Source organism: Thermostilla marina (assembly GCF_054657455.1).
Genome location: NZ_BAAHYR010000001.1, coordinates 3,479,577 through 3,496,844, shown reverse-complemented (window position 1 = coordinate 3,496,844; position 17,268 = coordinate 3,479,577). Strand labels below are relative to the sequence as shown.

The 17,268-nt window shown below is 58.5% G+C and carries 17 protein-coding genes; 10 read left to right on the top strand and 7 right to left on the bottom strand.

Going from position 1 to position 17,268, the window contains the following annotated elements; translation table 11 throughout:
• Nucleotides 1-108: 108 nt before the first annotated feature.
• Nucleotides 109-906, bottom strand: a complete 798-nt coding sequence (locus tag ACYQ2I_RS12810) for a PIG-L deacetylase family protein (RefSeq protein ID WP_460167413.1) — start codon at nt 904-906, stop codon at nt 109-111.
• Nucleotides 907-1,281: 375 nt separating this feature from the next.
• On the opposite strand from ACYQ2I_RS12810, the gene ACYQ2I_RS12805 reads away from it, so the two are divergent.
• On the top strand, nt 1,282-2,688 hold the full coding sequence (locus tag ACYQ2I_RS12805) for an undecaprenyl-phosphate glucose phosphotransferase (protein ID WP_460167412.1): 1,407 nt from the start codon (nt 1,282-1,284) through the stop codon (nt 2,686-2,688).
• 37 nt (nt 2,689-2,725) lie between these two features.
• Complete coding sequence (locus ACYQ2I_RS12800; RefSeq protein ID WP_460167411.1) at nt 2,726-3,934, top strand: glycosyltransferase family 4 protein; 1,209 nt, start codon at nt 2,726-2,728, stop codon at nt 3,932-3,934.
• Between the two features lie 2 nt (nt 3,935-3,936).
• On the opposite strand, the gene ACYQ2I_RS12795 is transcribed toward ACYQ2I_RS12800, so the two are convergent.
• The 4 genes from ACYQ2I_RS12795 to rplM all read right to left on the bottom strand — a co-directional run bounded on the left by ACYQ2I_RS12795 (nt 3,937) and on the right by rplM (nt 7,241).
• Nucleotides 3,937-4,848, bottom strand: coding sequence for an isoaspartyl peptidase/L-asparaginase (locus ACYQ2I_RS12795; RefSeq protein WP_460167410.1), 912 nt, complete (start codon nt 4,846-4,848; stop codon nt 3,937-3,939).
• Between the two features lie 91 nt (nt 4,849-4,939).
• The gene (locus tag ACYQ2I_RS12790; RefSeq protein WP_460167409.1) at nt 4,940-5,830 is read right to left on the bottom strand and encodes a lipoprotein N-acyltransferase Lnb domain-containing protein; all 891 of its coding nucleotides are present in this window, start codon (nt 5,828-5,830) and stop codon (nt 4,940-4,942) included.
• Nucleotides 5,831-6,274: 444 nt separating this feature from the next.
• Complete coding sequence (gene rpsI, locus ACYQ2I_RS12785) at nt 6,275-6,694, bottom strand: 30S ribosomal protein S9 (RefSeq protein ID WP_460167408.1); 420 nt, start codon at nt 6,692-6,694, stop codon at nt 6,275-6,277.
• 70 nt (nt 6,695-6,764) lie between these two features.
• Complete coding sequence (gene rplM, locus ACYQ2I_RS12780) at nt 6,765-7,241, bottom strand: 50S ribosomal protein L13 (protein ID WP_460167407.1); 477 nt, start codon at nt 7,239-7,241, stop codon at nt 6,765-6,767.
• A gap of 368 nt (nt 7,242-7,609) precedes the next feature.
• Here rplM and ACYQ2I_RS12775 point away from each other — a divergent pair, with 368 nt between their 5' ends.
• Nucleotides 7,610-8,476 carry a metallophosphoesterase gene (locus tag ACYQ2I_RS12775; protein WP_460167406.1) on the top strand — a complete coding sequence of 289 codons (867 nt, stop codon included), beginning with the start codon at nt 7,610-7,612 and terminating at the stop codon, nt 8,474-8,476.
• Between the two features lie 63 nt (nt 8,477-8,539).
• Here the strand turns inward: ACYQ2I_RS12775 and ACYQ2I_RS12770 are convergent, their stop codons facing one another.
• Together ACYQ2I_RS12770 and ACYQ2I_RS12765 are read right to left on the bottom strand one after the other, a co-directional pair.
• Complete coding sequence (locus ACYQ2I_RS12770; RefSeq protein WP_460167405.1) at nt 8,540-10,552, bottom strand: trypsin-like peptidase domain-containing protein; 2,013 nt, start codon at nt 10,550-10,552, stop codon at nt 8,540-8,542.
• Between the two features lie 271 nt (nt 10,553-10,823).
• Nucleotides 10,824-11,834, bottom strand: coding sequence for a ThuA domain-containing protein (locus ACYQ2I_RS12765; protein ID WP_460167404.1), 1,011 nt, complete (start codon nt 11,832-11,834; stop codon nt 10,824-10,826).
• 474 nt (nt 11,835-12,308) lie between these two features.
• Between ACYQ2I_RS12765 and pheA the strand changes: the two genes are divergently transcribed.
• From pheA to ACYQ2I_RS12730, 7 genes are all read left to right on the top strand, one after another.
• Nucleotides 12,309-13,424 (top strand): prephenate dehydratase, encoded by a 1,116-nt coding sequence (gene pheA / locus ACYQ2I_RS12760; protein WP_460167403.1) that lies wholly within the window; start codon nt 12,309-12,311, stop codon nt 13,422-13,424.
• 201 nt (nt 13,425-13,625) lie between these two features.
• Nucleotides 13,626-14,390: a triose-phosphate isomerase gene (gene tpiA, locus ACYQ2I_RS12755; protein WP_460167402.1), complete on the top strand. Its 765-nt coding sequence runs from the start codon at nt 13,626-13,628 to the stop codon at nt 14,388-14,390.
• 107 nt (nt 14,391-14,497) lie between these two features.
• The gene (secG, locus tag ACYQ2I_RS12750; protein ID WP_460167401.1) at nt 14,498-14,836 is read left to right on the top strand and encodes a preprotein translocase subunit SecG; all 339 of its coding nucleotides are present in this window, start codon (nt 14,498-14,500) and stop codon (nt 14,834-14,836) included.
• Between the two features lie 116 nt (nt 14,837-14,952).
• Entirely contained in the window at nt 14,953-15,837 is an 885-nt protein-coding gene (locus ACYQ2I_RS12745; RefSeq protein WP_460167400.1) for a YicC/YloC family endoribonuclease, read from the top strand.
• On the top strand, nt 15,834-16,436 hold the full coding sequence (gene gmk / locus ACYQ2I_RS12740; protein ID WP_460167399.1) for a guanylate kinase: 603 nt from the start codon (nt 15,834-15,836) through the stop codon (nt 16,434-16,436). The genes ACYQ2I_RS12745 and gmk overlap by 4 nt, the downstream gene beginning before the upstream one ends.
• Nucleotides 16,426-16,689, top strand: coding sequence for a DNA-directed RNA polymerase subunit omega (locus ACYQ2I_RS12735; RefSeq protein ID WP_460167398.1), 264 nt, complete (start codon nt 16,426-16,428; stop codon nt 16,687-16,689). Before gmk ends, ACYQ2I_RS12735 begins: the two co-directional genes overlap by 11 nt.
• A 14-nt stretch (nt 16,690-16,703) precedes the next feature.
• Nucleotides 16,704-17,243 (top strand): flavoprotein, encoded by a 540-nt coding sequence (locus ACYQ2I_RS12730; protein WP_460167397.1) that lies wholly within the window; start codon nt 16,704-16,706, stop codon nt 17,241-17,243.
• Nucleotides 17,244-17,268 lie beyond the last annotated feature (25 nt).

The following is a 17,268-nucleotide window of genomic DNA, read 5'->3' as shown; positions in this document are numbered from 1 at the left end:
TGAGCATCGATCGGTCAGGGACGCTCGATTTTCGATGCCCGCGGCTCGAACTACGAACGTCGGATCGACGTTGAGGAACGTAGTCATCACGAAGTCTGTCACAAAAAGTTATTCGCTTGGGGAACGTGGTGTTATCGACCGGTCGTCGGCCGGCGGAAATAGGGTGGCCAACAAGTCGTCTCGCGGGAAAGCATGACCTCGATGTTGGACAAACGCCTCGGCTGCTTGCACGCCGACCTCTCGGCCCCGTGCAATCGCTTGACGCCGCATCGACTCGATGTACTCATCGATGCCGTGATGAGCCAGCAACCATTCACGTTGGCTCGCGTGACAGGCCAGCATTTCGCCTTTGCGATCCAGGTAGTCGCCGATGTCGACGACGACGGTCGGTCGAATCGGTTTACCGTACGGATCGAGCCCTTCCGGCGGGTCGCAGTAGTACAGGTACGGGACGGCTGCCTGGGGCGGCACCGGAAACGCCGAGGCATTCGGAGCGGCGAACAGGAACGCCGCCGCGCGGGCCAGGGCGGCCGTCATTTCGTGGTCCATCATGTAGTCACGCAGCGCGTGGGTGAAAACGATCCCGGGGCCGATTCGGCGAAACAGATCGACTGCCTTGCGCAACGTCGGTTTGTCGTACACGACGAATCCGTCGCGTTCGTCGAGACAGTGGTATTGGGCTCCGAGAATTGCGGCGGCTCGTTGCGCCTCCTGCGTACGACGCGATGCGATGTCCCACGGTGTCTCGGTCGTCGTTCCGCAGTCCCCGGGAGTGAGGCTAGCGATATGGATTTCCCATCCCTGTTCGGCCAATCGCATCAACGTGCCGGCGCACGTAAACTCGGCGTCGTCGGGATGGGCCATGAAACTCAGGGCGATTCGTCTTGTGTTGGGAATTGGCGACATTGCGGCTCTCAGATCCACGAAACAGGAAACATCGAAGGAAGGATGGTTCCGCCGGCCGCAATTTAGACCGGTAGGGAAACGCGCGGACAAATCGTCCCAATCCTTTCAATTGTTACCTAGTATAAACACACCAAAGAGCAGCAGGGATCCACCAAATCGAGGGGGTGTCGCGGGTTCGGGGGCAAAACCGGGCCGGGAGGTGGGCCGATATTCCACGCGGCTGGTCGCCCGCTGGTTTCGCAGAAATCTATCCAATGGGATGAACATCCTGAGAAGGACCTCTTTCGGTCTGTTGTTTGAGCTACCTTTTCTTGACGGTTCAAAAAAAGCATCAATGACGATGCCTGCTTCGGACAGACGGAGGGAAGGAAGGCCATGGCCCCGGCACCGCGACGCATTTACCAATACTGGTCGGTGCGAGAACTTGTCTACCGGTTCGTGGATGGTACCGCCGTGTTGATCGGTGTGGCGGCGGCGAGCTGGGTGTTCGGATCGTTCGACGAACGCTATCTGCTTTCGGGTGTGGCCTCGATCTTGGTGTTTCACTTCGTGGCCGAGATCAGCGGACTGTACCGGAACTGGCGGGGGATTTCGCTCGAACGCGAATTACTGTGCGCCGTGTGGACGTGGATCTGCACGTTGCCGTTTCTTGTGACGATCGCGTATCTATTCGATTTCGTCGATCGGTATCCGAACGGCTATCCGTGGGTGTGGTTTACGGCAACACCGCTTGCGATGATCGTGTTTCGTTCGGCGATTCGGTACGTGTTGCGCTACTTGCGTGCAAGAGGATACAACACGCGCCGTTACGCCGTGGTGGGAATCAACTCATTGGCCTTCCGGTTGGTTGAAGCCTTGGAAGAGTCGCCCGATTTGGGGATGACGCTGTTGGGGTACTACGACGACCGCCCCGAGTCCCGAACAGAGGCCGTGCCCGAACACTTGGGCAGAAAGATTGGTGACATCGCCGAGTTGGTCGAGCACGCCCGCAATAATCAGGTGGATATGATCTACATCACCTTTCCAATGCGGGCGGAAAACCGGATTCGCGACATCCTCGAACGTCTGAGTGATACGACCGCTTCGGTGTATATCGTTCCGGACTTTTTCGTTTTCGAGTTGTTGCATTCGCGTTGGACGAACGTGGGCGGCTTGCCGGTCGTCAGTGTGTACGAAAACCCGTTCTACGGCATCGACGGCTTGGTGAAGCGATCGTTGGACGTCGTGTTGGCATTGGCGGCATTGGCCGTGTTCGCTTTGCCGATGGCGATCATCGCCGCACTGGTAAAGCTATCGTCCCCGGGGCCGGTGTTCTTCCGCCAGCGACGGTACGGACTCGACGGACGCGAAATCTGGGTGTGGAAATTTCGCACGATGCGGGTTTGCGAAGACGGCACGCAAGTGCGACAAGCGACCAAGGGCGATCCTCGCGTAACGAAGATCGGCGCCTTCTTGCGGAAAACCTCCCTCGACGAACTGCCGCAACTGTTCAACGTGTTGCAGGGCACGATGTCGTTGGTCGGCCCCCGACCGCACGCCAATGTGCACAACGAGGAGTATCGCACGATCATCCAGGGATACATGCTGCGTCACAAAGTGCGGCCCGGAATTACCGGGTTGGCTCAAGTGAACGGATTGCGCGGTGAAACGGATACCGTCGACAAGATGCGGCGCAGGGTCGAGTACGACTTGCGATACATCCGGGAATGGTCTTTGTGGCTGGATATCAAGATCTTGCTGCGCACCTTGTTTGTGGTGTGGAAACAGGAAAACGCCTATTGACGCATACCCCTTGCGTTCGTTGCATCAGGAGCTCACGATGCCGCCGGTACTCCCAAGGTTGAATGAATCGCCCGGCTCAAGTCGCAGCGTCGAAGCGACCGACCATTCGGATGAGCGCGACGTTCTGTCCGTCCTGCACGTCATCAACGGTGAGTATTACTCCGGCGCAGAACGTGTTCAGGATTTGCTCGCGGCACGATTGGGCGAGTTCGGTTACCGCGTCGATTTTGTTTGTCTCCGGCCCGATCTTTTTCCCAAGCGACGCAAGTACACGCAGTCAGCGGCGTTCGAGATGCCGATGAAGCACCGTTTCGACATGCGCCCCGTAAAGGCAGTCGTCGATTTGGTTCAGTCGGCGGGATATCGGTTGATTCATGCGCACACGCCTCGCAGTTTGATGATTGCCGCGGCAGTCGCTCGCAAGACGGGCCTTCCGCTGGTGTACCACGTTCACAGCCCTGCGGCGCGCGATTCGACGCACCGCCTTCGGAACCTTCTTTCGGCTGCGATGGAGCGGTGGGCATTGCGACGAGCTTCGGCGGTGATCACCGTGTCGAAAAGCTTGGCGCACCACATGGCTTGGGCAGAATCGTCGCGGTGCCGTGTCGTCGTCGTGCCGAACGGTGTGCCGGCGGGAGAGGCATTGACGCAGCGAGAACGGCCTTCGGGAGCATGGACGATTGGAACGGTGGCACTGTTTCGTCCCCGCAAAGGAACGGAAGTTCTTCTTGAAGCCGTCCAACGGCTGCGGCTGGCGGGGCACGATACCCGGCTTTTGGCAGTCGGACCGTTTGTGTCGCCGGCGTACGAGGCCTCATTGCGGGGATTGGCGGATCGCCTGGGGATCACCGATGCCGTCGAGTGGACCGGCTTTACATCGGATGTGGCCGGCCGATTTCGGGAGATGGACGTCTTCGTGTTGCCCAGCCTTTTCGGTGAAGGGCTGCCGATGGTCGTGCTCGAGGCGATGGCGGCCGGCATTCCCGTGGTTGCGTCGAAGGTCGAGGGGATTCCGGAAGTGGTCCGGCACGGCCGTGAGGGGCTTCTGGTCGAGCCGGGATCGGTCGATGACTTGGTTTCACAGCTCGAGGCGTTGATGAGCGGCAAACACGACTATCAATCCATGCGGCGAGCCGCGTTTGAACGGCAGCGCGATCAATATTCCGATCGAAGCATGGCGCGCGGCACGGCGGCGGTGTACGATTCACTCTGCCGTTCGCAAATTGTGACGTCGAGCCGTGAGTAGGTCTATTCGGGAAAGTAAACGACGTCGGGGGCAAGTAGCTCATTTCTTGTGTCTGTCCGGACGGCCGTTTGGAACCCGGGACGCAGCGCACCGGCGGCAAAATCGCCCGAAGCCGACAGGACGATGAAGGCAGCTTGTTCTCCCGGCTTCGGATCGCATTGTTCGGCAATACGGGCAAGAACCGTTTCGATCGCCTGGCGGCAATTCGCGCCGCGTCGCAGTGTTTCGACGGCCAGAAACGAGCCGCACACCCGCATGATCATTTCTCCGTGGCCGGTGGCGATCGCAGCGCCGATATTGGGATCGACGTACAACCCATGGCCGATGATCGGCGAATCGCCGACGCGACCGGGCCACTTGAACTTCAGGCCGCTGGTCGAGCATGCTCCCGCAATTCCACGTTCGGCGTCCCACGCCAACACGCCGACGGTATCGTGACCGTCGGGCATCGTGTGATCGGGCGAGAGCGGTCCTGTTCCGCCGCGCAGTGCAGCTTCGTGCGGATGTTCTTGTCGCCACGCCTCGAACGCCTTCCAGGCGGCTTCTGGAACGGCGGAAACTGTGTTCATGCCGAGTCGTGTTGCCAGACGATCGGCACCTTCCCCCACGAGCATTACGTGCGGTAAATGTTCCATGACGTAGCGAGCCAGACGCGTCGGATGCGGCGTAACGGTGACGCCCGCCACCGCTCCGCATTCCTTTGGTGAAAGCATGATGCACCCGTCGACCGAGAGCGTACCGGCGGCGTCGGGGTAACCTCGCCCGACGGTGAGGACGTCTTCAGAGTCTTCAACGGCTTCGCAGGCCGTCACTAACACGTCGAGAAGGGAGCGTTTTCGGTCGCATAAAACAGGCCACGCGGCATCGTTGGCGATACGCCCGAAGTGCCACGTACTCAACAGGAGTGGCGACATGATTGTTTTCTCCACCAGGGGACACCATCTATCGAATGGACTGTACGGGACAGGGTGTCTCTACGTCGCGCTACCCGCTCGCGATGCTTTCTTAGCGGCGGCAGGGCCAGTTCATGCGTATCTTTTGTGAAAAGTCGGCATCATCGCCGTATAGGTAGGCCAAGCGATTGATGCGGGCGTTTAACTTTGCTTGAGGAAACGACAGCTCGGTGTCGATCATGCCCAGTCGATAGGCCAGCTCGGGAAAGAGCCCCGGCAGAAGCACCTCGTAAGTGTATGGAATCTGTCGGTAACCGGCCCGATTGAAATGGCGGACGATGTTTGTCGTGCAGTTGTTCGTGAAGGTGTTGTAGAACTCGGGGCGACTGCGCAGCTTGTTGACGCGTTGCATTGCGTCGACGAACACGGCACGCACCTCTTCCTTCGACGCAAGTACCGGATAAAGGTAAACACCGTTGAGATAATGATCGGTGCACAATCGGATCAAGTCGCGTTCGTCGCCGACCACGTACATCAACTCGAATTGTCGCATGATTCCCTTGAGCGGGGCGTATGATTCGCCTTTTTCTTTGCGGATTTCAACCGACACGCCAAGGTAACGTCCGTCGCGAAAACCGAAGCTCATCATCATGTGCGCAAGCGTCGGGCTGGCCAAAAAAGGCATCGCGATCAGGTCGATCGTTTCGAGATCGTCGAGATTGTACGTGGCGTCGTAGTAATCGACGGTGTAGTCCTCGGCCGTGCGATATTTACAAAAGCGAATGTTGTGGACGGTTACCTCGTTTCCGTGAAACTCCGCCCACGGCAAAACGGCCTGATCGGGGGACCAATCGCGATCATTGGACGGTTTGAGGGCCTTCCAAAGATTACTCGGGGCCTGGGAGAGGTCCCGTTTGCCGAGTTTTAGTTCGCCCTCTTTGGCGGTTGAGTCGCCGACGTCGATCGTTTGCGGCGACGGACCGGCTTCGGCTCGCTGCGACAAAACTGCGCTCGACTCGACCGAGGAGAGTTTTGAATCGGGCGAGGTTTTGACGTGAAGCGCCGTCGGATGGATCGTTTGCGGACGCCCGAGTGGTTCCGACAGCGATGCGCAACCGACGAACGAGCAAACTAGCGCGCAGCTTACCATAATCGCCGTGTGAGCTCCCACGGCGGACCACGTATGTTTCGGCGATGAATAAGCGGATAGCCGGAGCACGAAATTCAGTCGGACGTTCGGCGCGATGATGATGCTTGCGATATTTCCTGGAAAACAGGGGGGCGAGAAAGGTTTTCTCGACGCAGAGAGATACCGAAAACCGGCAGACAAGACAAGAACAACCCGGTGGCATCGTTGAAGCGGACTTAGAGAATCTACGCAACAAAAAACGGCCCGGCCCTGCAAACGCGGGCCGAGCCGATACGAATGTTTGCCTTGACGCCGTGACTAACGCTTCGAGAACTGGGTTCCGCGCCGGGCACCGTGCAGACCGTATTTCTTTCGCTCTTTCACACGAGCATCGCGGGTCAACAATCCGGCGTCACGAAGCGTCTTTTCGAGCTCGGGGTCCATATTCTTGAGTGCCCGCGCAATGCCCAGCTTGATCGCATCGGCCTGACCGGTCAGCCCGCCGCCGTTGACACGGACGATCACATCGACGGACTCCAACCGTTCAGTCAACTTGAGCGGTTCAAGGACGGCGTTTTGGTGCAGCTTCAACGGAAAATAGTCTTCCAACGAACGGCGATTGATAGCGATTCGTCCTTGACCGGGACGAATTCGCACGCGTGCGACCGACGCTTTCCGGCGACCGGTTCCGAGAAAGTCGTTCGTGCCTTTACCTTCGATGATGACCTGTTCTGCCATGATTTCCTTCGTCCGCTGACAAACGAATGGTTAAACGTGTCCGAGGTGGGCTGCTCCTGCCGCCGGAGAATCAGGTGGCCAGCTTCTTGCGAAAGCGCCCCTTCTCCTTGATGCCCAATTCGATCGGTTCAGGTTGCTGCGCCTGATGCGGATGATCGGGGCCGACGTATACCTTCAGCTTCTTGAGCATTTGGCGGGCCAGCTTGTTCTTGGGCAACATCCGCCGCACGGCATCGATCAAAATCTTTTCGGGATGCTTTTCGCGACGTTCGGCGGCCGTTTCCGATCGCAGGCCCGGATAGCCGGTATACCATGTGTAGATCTTCTTCGACCACTTCTGCCCTGTGAAGGCGATCTTTTCGACGTTGGTGACGATTACGAAATCACCGGTGTCGACGTGCGGCGTGTACGTCGGCCGATGCTTTCCCATCAAGATCATCGCGATATCGCTCGCCAGTCGACCGACCACTTTGTCGGTGGCATCGACGACATACCACTTCTTTTCGAGCTCACCCGGCTTTGCGACGTAGGTTTTCTGTTGTGCCATTGTCGTTCTCGACTGCGAAAAAGAGTAGATCGCTGTATCTCTCGGCGACGCGGCAATTTCGGTCTCGCTGCGAGCAGCAGGCACAGTGCTCGCGCGAAACGGCCGACGATGATGAACTGCATTTTTCGGATCGGAAAACTCGTACTATACCGTGTACCGCATCCCCTGGCAAGTGGCAGGGGGACGCGATCGACTTTCCGCCATCGGGAAGCCGTGGCATAATTGGGGAGCGACGAAAAATGGAAAACCGCTGCGATAGGCTTGCAGGGCGAGCGGGAGTCTGCAAGCATTGCCGGCAAATCGTGGTACCGGGGGCAGACGAACGTTCTCGGTCTTGAGACACAACTCTTGAAGGCGAGAATCCGACGATGGTTGCGTCGTTCGAATACATCGAGCAGGTGATTCAATCGCTGAGAACCGCTACGGAGGCAAATTTCACGACGCCCGGTCGGTCGGGTAACGTCATCGAACTCACCCCCGAACTTGCCGACGAGGTGGTGATTACAGGGGATTTGCACGGCCATCGGCGAAATTTCAATGCCATTCGGCGGCATGCGGCGCTGGATCAACATCCCAAACGCCATCTCGTATTGCAGGAAGTCTGTCACGGAGGACCGACATATCCTTCCAACGGGGGGTGTATGTCGCACATGATGCTCGAGGATGTGGCGAAGTTGAAGGCCCAATACCCTGATCGGGTGCATTTCATCTTGGGCAACCACGAGTTGGCCGAGATGATCGACTACCCCATTCAGAAGAACAAGCAAATGCTCAATTTGCTGTTTCGCTTGGGGGTTCAGCAAGTGTACGGCCCGGCTGCCGAAAAGGTCCGCCAGGAGTACATTCCTTTTTTGAAGAGTTGTCCGCTGGCCGTGCGTCTGCCCGGCGGTGTGTTTGTTTCGCACAGTATTCCGGAAAACGTCGATCGCCGGGGATTCGACCGAACGGTGTTTGAACGCCCGATCGACGCCGTCGAGTTCTTGGAACACGGTCCGGTGTTTCGCTTAGTGTGGGGGCGCGATTATCGGCAGGAAAACGCCGATGCGTTTGCCCGACTGGTGGGAGCCGAAGTTCTGATCAACGGTCACGAGCCGTGTCCGAACGGGTATGCGACACCCAATTCACGACAGGTGATATTGGACTGCTGTAGTGAAAAAGCATGCCACGTAATATTGCCGGTGGGGCCGTCGCTCACACAAGAAGACGTGGTTCGTCGAATCGACAAGTGGAGCTGAACGTCTGCGCTGTACTCGGCTTGCCCTTGCCTCTCGTTGACAGCAGTTGAGCGGATGAGGCCATCATTCGGCCGGCTCTGCGGCTTTCTCGGGCGAGGTCTCCGGTTCGTGGCTATTGTCTTGTGGGGTTTTGTCGGCCGGTTTCGGCTTCGGTGGTGGCTCCTTTTCGGGATTCGGGGCTTGCGGCGTCCCGTTTTCGGGCTGTTTTTCGGGAACCGGCTCAGCGTCCTTGCGTTGCTCCTGTTCCTGATCTTTCGGGGACTCTTGTGGTTTCGGCGCCGGTTCGGCTTTCGGTGGAGGAGACGATTTCGGCGCTTCAGGTTCCTTTTGCGGCGCCTTATCCTTTTCTTCCGAGGCTTTTTCGTTGTCGTCTTTCGAATCGGCGGGCACTTCCTTCGACGCTTGGGCTGGACGGAGGCGGCCCGACATCAGGTCGTACATCAGCCCCAACAAGACGTCGCGAGGAATCAAGTAGGTTTCCGTTCGGCCGCCCCGGGCGATGTTCATGCCGATGACTTTGCCGTCCAGATTCAACACCGGGCCGCCGCATTGATCCGGAGGAATGACCGAATCGTGCTGTAAGACGACCGGAAAACCATCGCTACGTTTGCTGATTCCCACACCGGAACGGTTTTGCATTTCGCGTTTTTGCGTTCCCGGTGTTTCGATCGGCTTCAAGACCGCAGTCACGTCTGTGGTCTTGTCGTCACGGCGAATCGTCAGCTTCACCTGTTCTTTGGGACGATGGACGCGAATTGCGGCGACTACGTCGGCGGCCTTCGGCGTCTTCTTGCCGTCGACGGCCACGATGATGTCGCCGACTTTCAGCCCCGCATCTGCGGCGCCCGATTTGTCGACTACGCGGGCGATTTTGGCTCCGTCTTGCGTGTCCTGCAGGGAGATTCCCAAGATACCGGGTTGACGCGGAATCGCACGTCGCGGCGCTCCCACGACGCCCAAGGTGACGTGGTCGTCCTTCCGATCGGGATCGGAGATCGGGCAGACGATCCAGTGACCGGGCGGCGGGTCTTGGTCGGTGGCCCACGGGATCGGCGGCAGGCCGCGCGCGTCGACTTTGAGCATCGCGACGTCGAATTGTTCGTGAACCCCGACGAGTTCGGCCGGTAACTCGCGTCCGTCGGGCAACTTGCACACGGCCGGCCCTTTCAGCTCACTGGCTTTCGTCGCGATCCAGCCGTCGGGACCGACGATCGTTCCTAGTCCGACGACTTTGCCGTCACATAGCACCTGGGCCGTCCATTTCAGGCCTTCCTGCGCGATCGGTTCGACGACCGACTCGACCGGAGGGGAATCCCGCCCCGGCAGGGCATCGGACCAAACATCGCCTTTGGCCAACCTATCCCAACCGTTTCGGAACAGGTTCACCGGCACGTGGTAATTCATCGACGTGGATCCGGCGATACGGCTGTTGATGGCGACGACTTTCCCTTCGAGATCGAACACGGGGCCTCCAGAATCGCCTGCGACCAAGGGGCAGTCCGTGCGAATCACCGTGTCGTGGTTTCGCAGAACGCGGCCGAGTCGTACCACCGGCGGACGCCCCTTCGTATATCCCAACGGATGCCCCATTGCGACGACCCAGGCTCCTTCCGGCAAGTGTTCCGAGTCGCCCATTTCGACGTGGGGCCAGCCGCCTTCCGGTGCATCGCTGGTAATCTTCATCATGCCGGCGTCGACCTCGGTATTCATGCCTAAGGTTTTACCCTTGGCGGTCTTCCCGTCGGCAAAGATAAAAGTGACGTCCTGGTTCGGTTTGCCGACGACGTGTCCGGCCGTCAACACGAACCCGTCGCTCGACACGATTACCGCACTCCCCTGGCTCGCTCCGACGCGGACACCAACGACCGCCGGCATCACTTGTTTGAGTACCGCGTCGACTTTTCGTTCGATGGCACGCAAGTCGTCGATGCTGTTCGGGGCCGCCGCGACAACGCTTTGCGCCGTGGCCGGGGAAGAAGGCAAGGCGATCAGCCCGAAGGTAATCAGCGTCAGCAACATCAAAACCCGGCCCAACAAGTGAAAATAAGAAAGCTGTGGAAACGAGGGGCGTAACATGGAGCAAGACGACATTCGTAATCGCGTGTTCATGGTGATTAGCCGCGGGAAAGTGGACAATCGGAAACGGCGAGAAAGTGCAATGGGATGAGGACGCCACGGCTGCGACAATGGCTAGCCGAGAACTTCAAGTATAATTAGACGCTTGTCACACGCACAAGATGATTTTGTGGTCAATGCAAAGTGTCAGCCAGAAGGAACGCCCGAACCGATGGTGCTGACCAGCGATTCGGGCGTGCATGCAGTGTTCGGTCTGCACGAGAGTTAAGGGTTATTCGTGCATTGCGTGATCGGCGGGCTTCACACCTTTACGGAATTTGTTCATGCCGAAGGGTAACGCGTGGAATTCGCCGACGATCGCAACCTCGGCGCGTTTCGGGATCTCCATTCCCAGACACCAAAAGGCGCCGTTGACGATCATCCGGCGCACTCCCTCGCTCGGCAGGTCGCACGCAGCACCCATCGTCGTCGTAAAGGCCTTTCCTTTTTTGCCGCCGGGGACCTGATAACTTTTCGTCCAGGCGATCGGCATCATCGGGTCGTTCTTCTCGCCTTCGACAGGAGCATCGTCCGGTTTCATACCGGAGAGGACTTGGCCCAGGATGATGGGCGTGCTGTCGCCGGGCAGGGGAAGGCGAACCCGATACACGTCGGTGGGGCCCCAGATGTCTTCGCACCCATTGGTCAGCGGGTTGTCCTCTTGTCCGGGAGCGATTAGTCCGCGGGTACTTTCAACGGCATGATGGCCGTGATGTGCAATCCACGTTTCGCCCAGCACAACGCGGCCGAAGCCGTCTTCCCAGCCGGGAACTTTCGAGCGGAAATCGTAGCAATGGTATTTCCGGTCGGCGGGAATCTTGAACGCGTGCGTGGCCGTTCGGAGCCCGATGACCGGTTTGCCCGCTTTCAAATAGGCGTCGATGTGTGCCATTTGATCGTCGGGCAGATTTCGGAAACGGGTTGCGATGATCATCAAGTCGGCGGTGTCCAGAGCTTCCAGGCCCGGGATGTTGTCGAGCGTGTTCGGATCGATTTCACCGGTTTCCGGGTTGATGGCAAACAGCACCGTGCAGCGGAACCCATGATGTTTGGCGAGAATCTTGCCCAATTGCGGCAAGGCTTCTTCGGAACGATATTCTTCGTCGCCCGACACCAACACGATGTGTTTTCCAACGCCGGGGCCACTTTTGCCTTCGTAAACGACCCATTGTGGATCCGCCGCGTACGAAGTTGCGGCAGCAAAGGTTGCGAACAGAGCCAACATTCCGAGCGTGCGTGTCATCAGTTTCCTCCCTATGCAGGTCACGTTGGCCGACCCGTTAGGCCGGTGCCGTGGTCAATTCGTGTGGCTCCCGTAGGCTCGGGATTGCGTGATGCGTGCGTTGGGCGACCGGGCGTAGCCACCGCGGCCCCGGGACTGGAAGCACTTTTCCACACAGCGCATACGATAGTCACGCTATTTTCCCTGTGCAAACATCCAAGAGGCTTTGACCGCAATAAGACGAGAAACCTTCGGTTCAAATGCGCAATTGCGTCAGATATTGGAACAATGTCGACGCCGCGACGGATAGTGGCTCTATAGCGGGGGTCGAGGGCAAGGACACGGCTGTATAAGGTGGTTTGGTGCGGCTCGGAATGGGGGACGCCGCGGCGTCAAACTCTGGTTGACAGGGGGGGGATCGCCAACCACACTACAAGAGATTTCATCGCTTGAGATGCCGTACTCCGGCATGCAACACTCAGGACGGCGTATCCCATGGCGAAAAAGAAGGCGGCAAAACGGTCTTCCAGCTCTCGTGGAGCGACTCCCGCAACGTTGGCGCGGAAACTCAAGTCGTTGGACCAACAACTGGTCAAGTTGCTCAATGAGCGCGCAAAGGTGGCCGAAAAATTGGCGCGGCAACGCCGCGAGGCCGGAGAACAGCCTTTCGTGTTAGCTGAAGAAGATCGTTTGCTTTCCGAGATTCGTGCGGCAGCTCGGGGGCCGCTCGATCCCGACGCCGTCCAGGCGGTGTTTCGTGAACTCTTGAGCGGTTGTCGGGCGTTGGTGCAGCCGTTGCGGGTGGCTTTCTTGGGGCCTTTATACAGTTACAGTCATTTGGCAGCGGTGCGCCGATTCGGCAATTCGGTCGAGTTTTTGCCCGTCGCCACCATCGCCACCGTGTTCGAAGAGGTGCAACGAAAGCACGCAACGTACGGGATCGTGCCGTTGGAAAACTCGACCGACGGCCGTATTGCGGACACGCTCGAGATGTTCACGCGAGTCCCACTTCGGATTTGCGGGCAAGTGGATCTAGAAATTCACCACGCGCTTTTGGCGCGGTGTCCGCGCAGTGAAATCCACGAGATTTACAGCAAACCGCAGGCAATGTCGCAGTGTCGTAACTGGTTGGCGAAGCATGTGCCTGCGGCACGCATGATCGAGGTGACGAGCACGACGACCGCAGCGCAATTGGCAGCCGAAAAGCCGGGCGCGGCGGCAATCGCCAGCGTCGAGGCGGGAAAGTATTACGGATTGGATGTGCTGGCAGAGGCGATTGAAGACAATCCGAACAACAGCACGCGCTTTGCTGTAATCGGCGGCGAGGTTCCCCCTCGAACGGGCCGGGATAAAACCGCCCTTATGTTCCAGGTCGAGCACAAACCCGGCGCGCTGGCCGATGCGATGAACATCTTCAAACGCAACAAGCTGAACTTGACGTGGATCGAGTCGTTTCCGATTCGCGATTGCAAGGGGGCCTATCTGTTCTTCGTCGAATTCCAAGGCCACGAGAATGACCTCCGCGTCCGGCGCGCCTTGGAATCGCTGGGACGGAAGACGTTGCGATTGGAAGTGCTCGGGGCGTATCCTGCCGGCCCCAAATGTGGCTGAATTCATCCGCTTCAACAGGGGGGTGTGCGTTGCCCCCCTTGCGTTCTTATGGGCGATGCTGCATCATGTTATCTTTCGCGCCGGGGCCGGTTTGCGCCCAACGAACGGCTTCAGCACGCCCTTTGCCGCGATTGAATCTGGGCCGGGCAGTTATTTGGTAACAAGTTCACTTCGCAACGATATCCGGGAGTGAGGTTCCACATGCGTCGCATTTTCGTCGCCGGGAATTGGAAGATGAACATGGATCGCGCTTCGGCCGTGGCGTTGGCCGAGGGCGTCGTCGCTGCCGCAGAAAAGTACGACAAGGTCGACGTGGCAGTTTGCCCGCCGTTTGTCTACCTGGACGCAGTGGCGAGTGTGGTCAAGGGCACGAAAGTGGCGCTTGGGGCGCAAAACCTTTACCCGGCACCGAAGGGAGCGTACACCGGCGAGATTAGTCCTGCGATGCTGGTGGACATCGGCTGCTCGTTGGTAATTCTCGGGCATAGTGAACGGCGAGCGATGGGCGAGTCCAGCGAATTCGTGAACGAAAAAGTCGTCGCTGCGCTGGACGCCGGTTTGCAGCCGATTGTTTGCCTTGGCGAGACGCTGGCCCAGCGCAAGGCCGACAAGACTCTCGAGGTGATTCGCCGCCAGTTCGAGGGATCGTTCGCGGCACTCAGCGCCGAGCAAATGCTCAAGTGTGTGATTGCGTATGAGCCGGTTTGGGCGATCGGTACGGGCGAAACCGCCACGCCGCAGCAGGCCGAAGAGGTGCATGATGCACTTCGGAAGTTGCTGCGTGATCGCTACAATGCCGAGGTGGCCGATGCCGTGCGGATCCAATACGGCGGAAGCGTCAAACCGGACAATGCCGCCGACTTGTTTTCGCAGCCCGATGTGGACGGTGGTTTGATCGGCGGCGCGAGTCTGAAAGCGGACCAGTTCGAGGCGATCATTGCGGCCGGGCAGAAGGTATCCGAGTAATAAGTGAGTAGGGGACGTTCCCGCCGATCTACAGTTGGTACCGGCGGTGAGGCGGAATCGGCGAGTCGAAACCGATCGCTTGCACCCGTAACGGAATCGGATGGACCATGAGCTACCTGTTTTTGATTCTGTTGGTGTTCATGTCGCTTTTCATGATCGGGTTGATTCTCATCCAGAGAGGACGCGGCGGGGGACTTTCCGGCGCGTTCGGCGGAATGGGAGCGCAAAGCGTTTTCGGCACGAAGGCCGGCGACACGTTCACCCGCATCACGATCGGCGCGGCCGCCGTGTGGTTCCTGCTTTGCGTGCTGGCTGTGGGATACTTCCGAAACTACAACTCGTCGAAGCTGTTGAAAGACAATTCACCCGGCATTTCTGCCGACAGCAATGAGGAATCCGGCTCCGGGGCGACGAGCCACGATGTCGACTCGGGTGGTGGATCCTAATCGTTTCCCGTCGATGAGCAATCAACGGGAGGCCGTGGCGCCGTCCGATGACGGGGACCGGGGCGATGGGCGACGCGTCTTAATGATGACGGTGGTCTTGGACGGGAGTCGATGCATTGCTGCTGAGCATGACAGGTTTCGGTGAGGCGGTGGCCGAAAGCGACGGCCTTCGGATTCGCATTGAAACCCGCACCATCAACAGTCGCTATCTCAAGGTGTCGATCCGATCGAACGAAGCGATCGGCGCGTGCGAGCCGAAGATCGAATCGGCGGTCCGCGAGCGGATTCGACGAGGAACGGTTCAAGTTTCCGTCCGAATTGAGCGAGAACCGAACCCCGATGATTTTCGAATCCACGGAGAAGTCCTGGCTGCGTACTGGCAAAGAATTCAAGAATTGGCGAACGCGGGGCGGATTGTGGCTCCGCAGACGGTGGAATCGTTGCTCACATTGCCCGGTGTCGTGACCGAGGCGACTTCAGAATCCCAAACCGGTGAGGCCCTGTGGGCACTTCTCGAACCCGCGCTGTCGGAGGCTCTGGATCGACTCGATCAAATGCGCCGGGCCGAAGGCGAGGCGATGGCGAACGATTTGCGCGAAAACTGTCGCCGAATTGCCGAGCATCTCTCCCAAGTCGAGACGTTGGCACCGCAGGTAGTAGAAAACTATCGTGAACGGTTGATCGAGCGGGTGAATCGCATTCTGGCGGAGCACGATGTGGCCCTCGAACCGGGCGACGTTGTGCGGGAACTGGCGTTGTTTACCGACCGCTGTGATATTTCCGAAGAAATCGTTCGGCTGAAGAGTCACTTGGATCAATTTGACAAGCACATGCACAGCCGAGAGGTTTCCGGCCGGAAACTTGATTTTCTGACCCAAGAGATGGTTCGTGAGGTCAACACGATCGGCTCGAAGGCGAACAATGCCGACATCACCCGACACGTCGTAGAAATGAAGGCAATCGTCGAACGCATTCGTGAAATGGTGCAAAACGTGGAATGAAACCGAGCCGCGGCAGGATCGTGATCCTTTCAGGACCGTCGGGGGTGGGGAAGACGACCATCACCGATGCGCTGAGGGATGTCGCTCCCGTGCCGCTGGTACGAAGCGTATCGGCCACGACGCGAAAACCTAGGCCGGGCGAAAGAGACGGGGTCGATTATCATTTCCTTACGCCGGAGCAGTTCGAACAATTACGGAAAGAAGACCAGTTTCTCGAATGCTTCGAGGTGTTCGGAACGGGGGCGTGGTACGGTACCTTGCGGTCGACCGTCGAAAACGCCCTGGCCGAAGGAAAGTGGGTGTTGTTGGTCATCGATGTCCAAGGCGGACTCGAAGTCATGAGGCAATACCCCGAGGCGATCGGGATCTTTGTCGAACCGTCTTCCTGGGACGAACTCGAGCGTCGGTTGCGTGGACGAGGAACCGAAGACGAGACAACCATCCGGCGGCGGTTGGAGCAGGCTCGCAAGGAATTGCAAGCCGGTAAAAAATATCCGTATCGGGTTGTCAACGATCGCGTAGAACGGGCTGTTCGGGAAGTCTGTCGGATCCTGGAAAAAGAACGAGACAAGTTGGAGGCGGAGTCTGATGTATCCTGAGCTGAATGACGAATCGTTGACCGACATGGTTGGCGGTCGGTTCAAGTTGTCGGCCTTGATTCAGAAGCGACTGGTCGCATTGGTGAAAGGTGCACCGCCGTTGGTCAAACTCAATACCAACGACAAGATGAAGATTGTCTTGGAAGAGATTCGCCAAGGCAAGATTTATCTCGACACCGAGGGAGTCGTACAGCAGGAAGAGCCGGTTCCGGGTGAGGAACCAACCGATCTTCCCGACTTCGGTGCGCTGTAGTCGTCAGGCCGACCATGCAAGGGCGCGAGATCTTGATCGGCGTGACCGGCGGCATCGCCGCTTTCAAGACTGCTGCACTGGTCAGCAAGCTGGTGCAGGCAGGGGCCGGCGTCTCGGTCGTGATGACCGAATCGGCCACGCACTTGATCGGCCCGAAGACGTTCGAGGCCCTGACGGGACGACCGGTAGGCATCGATGTGTTCGGACCGTCGCCCCATCCGCATATCGAGCCGGCAGACAACGCCGAGTTGTTCTGCATCGCGCCGGCCACGGCGAACATTCTCGCCAAGGCGGCGTGCGGCATCGCCGATGATCTCGTGTCGACGTTGATTCTTTCTTTCCACGGCCCGATTCTCATGGCACCCGCGATGAACGTGCACATGTGGAACAAGCCTGCCGTCCAACGGAACGTGCGACAATTGCAGGACGACGGGCTTGTTCTCATCGAGCCCGAGGAAGGGTATCTTAGTTGTGGTGCACGCGGTAAAGGGCGTATGGCGTCGCCCGAGCGGATTCTCGACGAAATTCGACGTCGTCTGCCCGATGCTCGATGAGCAGGAACAAAGGACACAGCAAGAG